The sequence below is a fragment of the Flavobacterium antarcticum DSM 19726 genome, from assembly GCF_000419685.1.
Lineage (GTDB): Bacteria > Bacteroidota > Bacteroidia > Flavobacteriales > Flavobacteriaceae > Flavobacterium > Flavobacterium antarcticum.
Genome location: NZ_ATTM01000002.1, coordinates 449,245 through 460,548, shown reverse-complemented (window position 1 = coordinate 460,548; position 11,304 = coordinate 449,245). Strand labels below are relative to the sequence as shown.

Sequence of the window (11,304 nt, the reverse complement as noted above, 5' to 3'; positions counted from 1 at the left end):
TAGATTTAGGATTTGACCTAGTTTGAAAATCTATTTTTGAAGTTTCACTTTTACAGGACTGTCGTTTTTCAACGTCATTACACCAGAAGTCAAAATAGTGTCACCTGCTTTCAGGCCTGAAGTAATTAGAATATCTTTATCGGTTCGAGCACCTGTTTCTACAATGATTTCTTTTGCTTTTCCGTTTACAGAAACAAATATTTTCTTACCATTTTGAATTGGAATCAAAGCTTCTGTCGGAACTAAAAGTGCGTTTTCTAGCTTTGCAAGCGGTAAACTCACATTTGCAAATGTTCCAGGAATTAGTTTTCCTTCTTTATTATCAGCAATTGCACGAATTTTTAATGTTCGAGTTTCAATTTCAATTTCGGGTTCGATTGCGTAAATTTTAGCATTGTATACTTCTTTTGAGCCTGAGGTCGTGAAAGTTAACGTTTGATTGACTTTCATGGTTTGGGCGTATTTTTCCGGAATAGAGAAAGTTATTTTCAGCTGATTGGTGTTGACCAACTTCGCAATCATCGTAGTAGGAGAGATGTAACTTCCTTTAGAAATGGAACGCAAACCTATTTTTCCTGAAAAAGGTGCACGAACGGTAGTTTTAGAAAGTTGTGCTTGAATGAGTTGCACTTGGGCTTGAGCCGATTTGTAGTCTGCAGTGGCAATGTCAAATTCTTCTTGACTAATTGCTTCTTTATCCAATAACAATTTTGCACGACGGGCATTTTCAGAAGACAAACCTTGAGCAGTTTGTACTTTTCGTAATTCAGCACGAAGTTCAATATCGTTGACTTTTATAAGTGCCTGACCTTTAGTCACGGAGCTTCCTTCATCAAAATTAATTTGTTCCACGACACCAGAAACTTCGGAACGCACTTCAATTTGTTCATTCGCTTCTAAAGTTCCCGTGAGACTTAAATTATCTGCAAATTCTTGTGGTTGTAACACTTTTCCGAAAACAACCGTTGGACCTTGCTTGAAGTTGGGGTCTTTTTTATCTTCTTTATTAGCGCTAATTCGGTAAAAAATTAAGGTTCCCAAACCTATAATGATTAAGGCGTAAACTAAGTATTTTATCTTCATGTGGAAATTTAAGAGGTGAAACAGACAAAACTAAAGGTTATAAATTGGAGTCTTTTTTAAGTTAGACTTTTTTTAACAAATGTTGTGTGTTAAAATTTGCTCTAACTTATATAATTCCAAATATTTTGCTTTTTAGCCATTTCAATGAACACTTTTCGTAAAGTTTCGTGTTCAGGTTTAACAAGTGGTGCGTCCGCTTTTAAGATCTTCAACGCATGATGACGTGCTAATTCTAAAATTTCTCGATCTTTGACTAAATCGGCAATTTTTAAGTTTAAAATACCGCTTTGTTGTTTACCCATAATATCTCCAGGACCGCGAAGTTTTAGGTCGACTTCTGCAATTTCAAAACCGTCATTTGTTCGCGTCATCGTTTCCATCCGTACTTTACTGTCTTCTGATAATTTATACGAAGTCATCAAAATACAATAACTTTGTTCTGCACCACGACCTACACGACCGCGAAGTTGGTGGAGTTGCGAAAGTCCAAAACGTTCGGCACTTTCAATAATCATTACACTTGCATTTGGTACATTCACGCCAACTTCAATCACCGTTGTAGCAACCATAATCTGCGTTTTTCCCTTGATGAATCGTTGCATTTCAGACTCTTTTTCAGCCGGTTTCATTTTGCCATGCACAATAGAAATTGCGTAATCTGGAAGTGGAAAATCTCTTGAAATGCTTTCGTAACCGTCCATCAAATCCTTGTAATCCATTTTTTCTGATTCTTGAATCAGTGGATAAACGATGTAAATTTGGCGTCCTTTGTCAATTTCATCGCGTATAAATTTCCAAATTCTCAATCGATTTGAATCAAAACGGTGTTCGGTTTGAATGGGTTTTCTTCCCGGAGGCAATTCGTCAATCACTGAAATGTCTAAATCGCCATACAAACTCATCGCCAACGTTCTTGGAATTGGCGTTGCCGTCATCACCAAAACGTGTGGTGGAATGGTATTTTTCTTCCAAAGTTTAGAACGTTGCTCGACGCCAAAACGATGTTGCTCGTCAATAATTGCCAATCCTAAATTCTTAAATTTAACTTTATCTTCAATTAAGGCGTGTGTTCCAATTAAAATATCCAAACTTCCGTTTTCTAGTTCTTCGTGAATAATTCGGCGTTGTGCAATTTTCACGGAGCCGGTTAATAGTTTGATATTTAAACCCAAAGGAGTTGCTAATTCTGAAAGTCCAACAAAATGTTGGTTGGCCAAAATTTCTGTTGGCGCCATTAAACACGCTTGAAAACCATTGTCTAAAGCCAAAAGCATACTCATCAAAGCCACAATCGTTTTTCCGCTTCCAACGTCGCCTTGTAAAAGTCGGTTCATTTGAGCGGGATTTCCCATGTCATTCCGGATTTCTTTCAATACTCTTTTTTGAGCGCCAGTCAAATCAAATGGTAAATGTTTGCTGTAAAATTCATTGAAATAAGTTCCAACGCTTGCAAACTGATGTCCCTTTATTTTATGCTTGTGAATCAGATTCTTCGTAATCAATTGCATTTGAATGAAAAATAATTCTTCAAATTTCAATCTGAATTGGGCTTTCGCCAAATCTTCCGTGCTTTGCGGAAAATGAATGTTGAAAATCGCCTTATTTTTTGAAACCAACTTGAGTTCGTTGATTAAATAATCGGGGAGTGGATCTATGAAATTTAATTGCGGTTCTGAAAATAACTGTTCCATCATTTTTACCAATGTTCTGTTGGTAACTCCTCGGTTTGAAAGTGTTTCAGTTGACGGATAAACGGGTTGCATTGCGGAACGTAAGCTTTGTTGGTGTTCAGCTAACAATTCAATTTCGGGATGTGGCATGTTGAAAACGCCATTAAAAGCGGAACATTTACCGAAAATTACTACATCAGTATTCAATTTCAAATTTTCCTTAACCCATTTCTGACCTTGAAACCATACAAGTTCCATTTGACCCGTTTCGTCTTTAAAAGTCGCTACTAATCGTTTGCCCCGTTTTTGTTCAATGGTTTTTAAATTCGTGATTTTGCCCATTAATTGTACTTCAGCATTTGTTGGCGTCAGTTCATTAATTTTATAATAACGGGTTCGATCAATGTATCGATTTGGAAAAAGCAAAGATAAATCGCCGTACTTGTATATTCCCAATTCTTTACGAAGCAGTTCACCCCGATTGGGGCCAACGCCTTTTAAAAATTCAATAGGATTTTGTAATACGTGACTCATTTATTCGCTTTCTGAACTAGATTTTTATGCGAAGCGAAGATAGATTTTAATTGGTGAATTTGAAAATTGAGGATTGTAAAATAACCTTATAAATTACCTGTTTCTATTTTTTAAACATAGAAGTATTATTGGTCTCTTTTTCCGAAAACACCTTCTGCAATCATAATTATATCGGACTCTTTCGAAGATTTATTTAAACCATTTGAACCCAAAACATCACCGATAGCATCGCCAACTTCTACTTTACGACTGCTAATTTCGTTGTTGCAGACAATATGTGCTTTAATTCCATTTTTATAAGTTTCCACATTTAAATAGCAATCTCCTTTGCTTTTTAATTCTGCAAGTAAAGATTTTAATTCAGTTAAAGCTTCGTTTTTAAGTTCTTCGTTATTCATTTTAATTGGTAATTTGGTTTTCGTAAATTTAGCATATAATTTTCTTTTTGCTGTGAAATGTGAAATCTTTAACGCTTTTCTTAAGTGACTTTCTAATTGGCGTTTAAGAATGAATTGCATACATTTCTGTTTTAATACAGAATTTTAGTTTCGAAAAACTTTATATTTGAAATTCTAAAATATAAATCAATGCAAACTCACCTTATTCTACTTCGAGGAGTCAATGTTTCTGGCCACAATATGATGAAAATGGACGCGCTTCAAAGCATGCTCGAATCTGTTGGATTTCAAAATGTGCAAACTTACATTCAATCCGGAAATGTATTTGTAGATTCGGAAGAAGAAAGTGCTGCTTCTGTTGGTTTTAAAATCAAACATGAGATTTTCAAAGCATTTGGTCATGAAGTTCCTGTGGTTGTGGTTAGCAAAGAAGACTTGGAAAAATGCTTGAAAACCAATCCATTTTTAAAAGAAAAAGACGTCGATACAAAAAAGTTATACGTCGCCTTTTTATCTAATACGTTGCGAACAGAAAGTGTCAATGATTTAAAAATCAGTCAGTTTAAACCTGATGAAGCAATCATAGATGGCAATAAAATTTTTATTAAATACGCAGTTGGCGCTGGTAAAACAAGATTGGATCAAAAATATATTGAGAAGAAGTTAAATCTAATTGCTACGATTCGAAATTGGAATACGGTAACGCAATTATTGAAAATGTATGAAGAACGTTAACCACGTAATTTTGTAACTTTGGTATTATTAACTTCTATGATGAAATTACAATCCTATCTTTTACTTTTAATTCCTTGCTTAATTTTCGGGCAACAAAACACAAAAGTTGATTTTAAAACAGCAACTTCAAACCTGACTTTAAACTTTGACCAACAATCGATTTCGGGAACTGTTTCGTATGAATTTGAAGTAAAATCTTCCATTGATACGATCAGAATTGATGCGATAAATATGAATTTCACCAATTTGAAAATCAACAATAAGGTGGTTGTTTTCAAAAATTCAGGCAAAGAATTGCAACTATTTAAAGGGTATAAAAAAGGGAAAAACACACTTACGTTTGAATATAAGGCGACTCCAAAACAAACGCTTTATTTTGTAGGTGAAGGTGATGGAAAACAAATTTGGACGCAAGGACAAGGTAAATATACGAGTCATTGGTTGCCCAGTTTTGACGACGAAAATGAAAAAGTAATTTTCAACAATACAATTACTTTTGAAAATGGTTATGAAGTCGTTTCTAACGGCGTTTTGGCAGCAAAATCTATAAAAGATTCATTAATTATTTGGAACTATCAGATGACGCATCCGATGAGTTCGTACTTGGTAATGATGGCGATTGGTAAATTTCAAAAGGAAACGAAAGTAGCAAACTCCGGAACGCCTTTAGAATATTACATCGCGCCAAACGACGTCTCTAAATTTGAGCCAACTTACCGCTATAGCCAACAAATTTTCGACTTTTTTGAAAATGAAATTGGCGTTCCTTATCCTTGGGAAGTATATCGTCAAATTCCGGTAAAAGATTTCCTATATGCTGGAATGGAGAACACTACTTCAACCCTTTTTGCGCAAGATTTCGTCGTTGATTCTATTGGATTTAATGACAGAAATTACATCAATGTAAATGCTCATGAGCTTGCTCACCAATGGTTTGGCGATATGGTTACTGCAAAATCTGGGGAACACCACTGGCTTCAAGAAGGTTTTGCAACGTACTATGCTTTATTGGCGGAAGAAAAAGTTTTTGGAAGTGAACATTTTAATTTTCAACTGTATGAAATTGCTGAAAGATTGATTGGCGCTTCTAGAACAGATACGATTCCAATATTAAATCCGAAAGCAAGTTCGTTGACTTTTTACCAAAAAGGAGCTTGGGCTTTGCATTACTTACGTGAAAATGTAGGTCACGAAAATTTTCAAAAAGCAGTAAAAAGTTACTTGTTGAAATACCAATTTAAAAATGTAGAAACGGATGATTTTCTAGCAGAAATCAATAAAGTTTCTGATTTTGACACCCAGAAATTCAAAAAAGAGTGGTTGGAAAGTGCTGTTTTTCAAACCAAAGATGCGTTGGCTGTTTTGAATAAAGGTCCGTTTATTCGTGCTTACTTTGAAGTTTCAGGATTGAGTGAAAAATCTTTTTCAGAAACCGAATTCACGTACAGAAACTTGCTGAAAGGAAATGGTTTTTATCCTTTGAAAGAAGAAGTAATTTACCAGTTGCAGTCCGTTCCTTACGAAAATAAGAAGGAGTTATTAAAGTTTGCGATGCAAAATAGCGGTATTCGAGTTCGACAAGCGATTGCGAAAACTACACGCGAAATCCCTGACGATTTCAAAAGCAATTATCTTACGTTTTTTGAAGATGCATCTTATATCACTAGAGAAATTGCATTGAATAAATATTGGTCGGATTTTCCCGAAGAACGTATTTCAGTATTGAATAAGTCTCGGAATTGGGTTGGCTTGAATGATAAAAACTTACGCGTTCTTTGGCTGACTTTGGCTTTGGCTACAAAAGATTTTGAACAAGACAAAAAGGTTGCTTATTACGAGGAATTATTAGATTATGCGACGCCAAATTATGAAAGTAATTTGCGTCAAAACGCGGTTACAAAATTGTTGTTTTTGGATAAAAACGATCAGAATACTTTGAAATATTTAGTGAATGCTTTGGTAAGTCACAAATGGCAGTTTGTGAAATTTGCCCGAGAAAATATTAGAAACTTATTAAAAAGTGACATTCATAGAACATTTTTTGAAAAAATGGTACCGCAACTTCCTGAGCGAGAAAAAATACAGTTGGAACGATTAATTACTGAGAAAATATGAGAGCTTTAGTCATTTCAGGTGGAGGAAGTAAAGGTGCATTTGCTGGAGGTGTTGCACAATATCTGATGGAAGTTAGGGGAAATCAATATGACTTATTACTGGGTACTTCTACAGGTAGCTTGCTGATTCCGCATTTGGCTTTAGGCAAAATAAATAAAATTTACGAAATCTACACGAGTGTAAATTCGGACAATATTTTTAATGTTTCTCCCTTTATTATCAAGGAAAAAGACGGCGTTGATATTGTAACGATTAATCACGTTAACGTTCTGAAACAATTTGTTAAGGGACGGCGGACATTTGGCGAAAGCCGACGATTACTGAAATACATTAAAGATAATTTTTCGTTGACAGAATTCAACCAACTTAAAGCGTCGAGTTGTGATATCGTGGTTACGGTGACGAACATTACTTTAAATCAAGTGGAATATAAATGCATTCGCGATTTTGAGTACGAAGAATTTTGTGAATGGATTTGGATTTCTTGCAATTACATTCCGTTTATGAGTTTGGTTAAAAAGGGTAATTACGAATACGGCGATGGAGGATTTTCAAACTTAGTGCCCATAACCGAAGCAATAAATCGTGGTGCTACGGAAGTGGATGTTGTAATTTTAGAAACCGAAACACAAACTGCTCCTCGGGTCATCGGTAAAAATCCATTTTCATTAATGGTCGATTTGTTTGGAACACTATTAGATCAAGTTGAAAAGCATGATATTGCCATCGGAAAATTAACGGCAACAAGCAAAGGAGTTAAGCTCAATCTTTTTTATACACCTACAAAATTAACGGATAATGCCTTGATTTTCAATAAAAGCAAAATGAAAATGTGGTGGCATCAAGGATACGAATATGCTCAAAATAAAAATGAGGATATGAGTGACCACCGATAAATTTTTAAAAATAAAACAGCATTGATTTCACTTTATGGGATATAAAATCAAATCAATGCTGCTCAATATAACTGTTTTTAAATTACGCCTTCTTCATTTTCTTTGTCTAAATAATGCTGCACAATTTCAATAGCATTTGTCACCACATCACTTAACGCCGTAATAAAAGTTCCTTCTTCTGCACTATTAATAGCGTGTCGGATGGCTTCAACTTCTTTAGGAATAATTTCATACGTGACGTTATTGCCGCTAAGCGAAATTCCTTCCAAGATTAAATCAATCAATTCTTGTTCCGTTCGGCCGCGTAAGTGTTTTTCTTGGCGAATGATGATGTGATCAAACATTCGACCTGCGATTTTGGCACATTCCTTAATGTCTTCGTCACGGCGATCGCCAACACCTGCTATAATTCCAATTTTTTTATTAGCATCAACAGAACTCAAGAAATCCTCAACGCCTAAATACCCCGAAGCATTATGAGCGAAATCGATCAATACCTTGAAACGTTTGAACTCAAAAATATTCATTCTTCCCGGCGTTTGTGCCACTCCCGGAATGAAAGTTTGCAAGGATTGACTGATATCTTCCGTTTTGAAACCCCATAAATAACTTGCCAAAGTTGCGGCAAGTGCGTTTGCAATCATGAATTTTGCTTTACCGCCCATCGTTAAAGGAACTAATGAAACACGTTCGACACGGATTTTCCACTCGCCTTTTTTAACGGTTAAATACCCGTTTTCATAAACAGCAACAATTTTCCCTTCTTTGGATAGTTTTTTTACAAAAGGCTGCTCTTCATCCATGCTGAAATAAGCCACATTGCATTTTAATTTTGATCCGATTTCAATACACTCCGGATCATCTGCATTTAAAACTGCCCACCCGTCTTTTTTTACGCTTTCAGCAACAGTGCTTTTTACACGTGCCAAATCTTTTAAGTTGTGAATGTCGCTCAAACCTAAATGATCTTCTTGGATATTTGTAATTACTGCAATATCACAGCGACTGAAGCCCATTCCTGAACGAAGAATTCCACCGCGTGCTGTTTCTAAAACTGCAAATTCTACTGTAGGATCTTTCAAAACATATTCCGCTGAAAGTGGACCAGTTGTATCGCCTTTTTCCATCAAATGATTTTGAATGTAGATTCCATCAGAAGTGGTAAAGCCCACTTTAAACCCGTTGTTTTTAACAATATGTGCTAGAAGTCGGGTAGTTGTAGTTTTTCCATTCGTTCCCGTTACGGCAATAATTGGAATCCGACTTGGTTTTCCCGGAGGATAAAGCATATCGATTACTGGTGCGGCAACGTTTCTTGGCAATCCTTCAGAAGGAGCCAAGTGCATTCTGAATCCTGGAGCTGCATTTACTTCTAGAATACAACCTCCATTATCTTTTAAAGGTTGCGTCAAATTTTCTGCCATAATATCCACTCCACAAATATCAAGTCCGATGATTCGTGAAATACGTTCTGCCAAAAATATATTTTCCGGGTGCATCATATCGGTGACATCAACAGAAGTTCCACCTGTACTTAAATTTGCAGTTGATTTTAAATAGATGATTTCACCACTCTTTGGGATGCTCTCCAACGTAAGTTCCGCTCTTTTAAGCAAATCTAACGTATCACGGTCTACATCAATTTGCGTGAGTACATTTTCATGTCCATAGCCTCGACGTGGATCTTCGTTTGTAATGTCAATAAGTTCTTGTAAAGTAGATTTTCCGTTTCCAATTACGTGAGCCGGAACTCTTTTTGAAGCCGCTACTAATTTATTATCAATCACTAAAACTCGGAAATCGAATCCCGTAATAAAACGTTCTACAATCACTCTTCGACTGTATTGTTGAGCATAAGCCAATCCGGCAACTGCATCTTCCCAATTTGTAATATTGATTGAAGCGCCTTTTCCATGGTTTCCGTCTAAAGGTTTTAAAACAATAGGATAACCAATTTTATCAACCGTTGTTTCCAAATCTAATAAATCAACGCAAATGCTTCCTGCCGCTACAGGAACTGAAGCCAAATCAAGAAGTCGTTTTGTTTCTTCTTTATTACAAGCGATATCAACCGCGATGCTGCTTGTTTTACAAGTTATTGTTGCCTGAAAACGCATTTGATTGATTCCGTAACCCAGCTGAACAAGTGAATTATTTCCCAGACGAATCCATGGAATGTCTCGCGAAACGGCTTCTTCTACAATACTTCCGGTACTTGGGCCTAAACGGACACGTTCTCTGATTTCTCGCATTTCTTGAATGTCTGCTTCAAGATCATATTCCGTTCCTGCAATTAAAGCTTCTGCAATTCGTACGGAAGATTCTGCAGCAAAAATACCTACGTTTTCTTCTGTGTAACTAAAAACCACGTTATAAATTCCGGGCGTTTTCGTTTCTCGCGTTCTACCGAAACCCGTTTCCATTCCTGCTAAAGTTTGGATTTCTAATGCAATATGTTCAATCACGTGACCCATCCAAGTGCCACGACGTACTCTGGAGAAAAAACCGCCTGGTTCTCCTTCAGAACAACGGTGTTCAAACATTGTGGGAAACATTGCTTCAATACGTTCGGCGAAACCATCAATTTTATCTGTTGGAAATTCTTCCATTTTTTCCAAATCAAGACGCATTTGGATTAGTTTTTTACGTGAAATACTCCATATATTAGGACCTCGTAAAACTTGTACTTTTAAAATTTTCATTGAATTTGCGGTTTTTTGGGTTTGTCGGACTAAATTACAATTTGAAATGGATTTCAAAAAAATTTAGTTTAGAAAATTAGTTAAATAAAATAAGTTTTCTGCATTTTTTCTATTTAATTTTAATCAAAGTGAATAAATTACAGTTTTCGTTTTGTAAATGAATAATAGGTCGTATTTCGTTAAGGATTACTTATAAAAACAGCGGTTATATTTGGTCATTTTCAAATTTTCGTTACTTTTACAAATTAACAAAGACACATGGAAATTAAAGGAAAGCTAATAATAATTGGAGGAGCAGTAGATAAAGGAAGTTTTACAGAAGGACACTTTGACCAAGACGTTACAAAAAATCTTAATTTTTTTGAGACTGGCATTTTGAAAAGATTAATCGATGAATCAAAACACAAGTCGGAATCACGTATTGAAATCTTGACAACCGCTTCAAAAATACCCAAAGAAGTTGGAGCAGAATATGTGAAAGCATTGGCACATCTGGGTGCTGATAATGTAGGCGTTTTTGATATTACGAAAAGAGAACAAGCAGCAGATCCAGAAATTATTGCACGATTAGAAAAAGCAGATGTAATTATGGTTACCGGTGGCGATCAATTGCGATTGACTTCTATTTTGGGAGGGACTTTGTTTCAAGATTTATTGCTAAAAAAATACCAAACGGAAGAGTTTATTTATGCTGGAACTTCTGCAGGTGCAGCAGCCGCTTCTAATAATATGATCTATCAAGGAAGTAGTTCTGAAGCTTTGCTTAAAGGTGAAGTGAAAATTACAGGCGGAATGGGTTTAATAGGTGGAGTAATAATCGACACGCATTTCGTGCAAAGGGGTAGAATAGGCCGTTTATTTCAAGCAGTTGTTAGTAATCCTAGGATTTTAGGAATTGGTTTAGGAGAGGACACGGGATTGCTTATTAAACATAACTCTACGATGGAAGCCATAGGTTCTGGCTTAGTAATCATCGTAGATGGTCGTGAAATTAAAGATACAAATTTAACGCAAATAGAATTAGGTCAGCCTATTTCAATCAATCACTTGGTAACGCATGTTTTAAGCAAGTACGATACGTACGATATTAAATTAAACAAAATGCACATCAACGCGTCCCAATATGCGGATGATTTAGGTGTTCCAACCGATTAATTACAAGTGAAATTTT

8 protein-coding genes are annotated in these 11,304 nt (G+C 35.8%); 4 read left to right on the top strand and 4 right to left on the bottom strand.

Annotation, left to right across the window (positions count from 1 at the left end; genetic code table 11):
- Window positions 1-30 precede the first annotated feature (30 nt).
- The 3 genes from YWA_RS0105170 to YWA_RS0105160 all read right to left on the bottom strand — a co-directional run bounded on the left by YWA_RS0105170 (window position 31) and on the right by YWA_RS0105160 (window position 3,805).
- Window positions 31-1,083: an efflux RND transporter periplasmic adaptor subunit gene (locus tag YWA_RS0105170; protein ID WP_022827436.1), complete on the bottom strand. Its 1,053-nt coding sequence runs from the start codon at window positions 1,081-1,083 to the stop codon at window positions 31-33.
- 101 nt (window positions 1,084-1,184) lie between these two features.
- Window positions 1,185-3,287, bottom strand: a complete 2,103-nt coding sequence (gene recG, locus YWA_RS0105165; protein WP_022827435.1) for an ATP-dependent DNA helicase RecG — start codon at window positions 3,285-3,287, stop codon at window positions 1,185-1,187.
- Window positions 3,288-3,412: 125 nt separating this feature from the next.
- On the bottom strand, window positions 3,413-3,805 hold the full coding sequence (locus YWA_RS0105160; RefSeq protein ID WP_022827434.1) for a hypothetical protein: 393 nt from the start codon (window positions 3,803-3,805) through the stop codon (window positions 3,413-3,415).
- A gap of 69 nt (window positions 3,806-3,874) precedes the next feature.
- Here YWA_RS0105160 and YWA_RS0105155 point away from each other — a divergent pair, with 69 nt between their 5' ends.
- The 3 genes from YWA_RS0105155 to YWA_RS0105145 are packed head-to-tail and all read left to right on the top strand — an operon-like array spanning window position 3,875 to window position 7,431.
- A complete protein-coding gene (locus YWA_RS0105155; RefSeq protein WP_022827433.1) occupies window positions 3,875-4,420 on the top strand; it encodes a DUF1697 domain-containing protein in 546 nt (181 codons plus the stop codon).
- A 36-nt stretch (window positions 4,421-4,456) separates the two neighbouring features.
- Complete coding sequence (locus YWA_RS0105150) at window positions 4,457-6,535, top strand: M1 family metallopeptidase (RefSeq protein ID WP_022827432.1); 2,079 nt, start codon at window positions 4,457-4,459, stop codon at window positions 6,533-6,535.
- Window positions 6,532-7,431 (top strand): patatin-like phospholipase family protein, encoded by a 900-nt coding sequence (locus YWA_RS0105145; RefSeq protein ID WP_022827431.1) that lies wholly within the window; start codon window positions 6,532-6,534, stop codon window positions 7,429-7,431. Before YWA_RS0105150 ends, YWA_RS0105145 begins: the two co-directional genes overlap by 4 nt.
- Window positions 7,432-7,508: 77 nt before the next feature.
- On the opposite strand, the gene cphA is transcribed toward YWA_RS0105145, so the two are convergent.
- Entirely contained in the window at window positions 7,509-10,133 is a 2,625-nt protein-coding gene (cphA, locus tag YWA_RS0105140) for a cyanophycin synthetase (protein ID WP_026718601.1), read from the bottom strand.
- 258 nt (window positions 10,134-10,391) lie between these two features.
- On the opposite strand from cphA, the gene YWA_RS0105135 reads away from it, so the two are divergent.
- Complete coding sequence (locus tag YWA_RS0105135; protein ID WP_022827429.1) at window positions 10,392-11,288, top strand: cyanophycinase; 897 nt, start codon at window positions 10,392-10,394, stop codon at window positions 11,286-11,288.
- The last annotated feature ends 16 nt before the right edge of the window (window positions 11,289-11,304 follow it).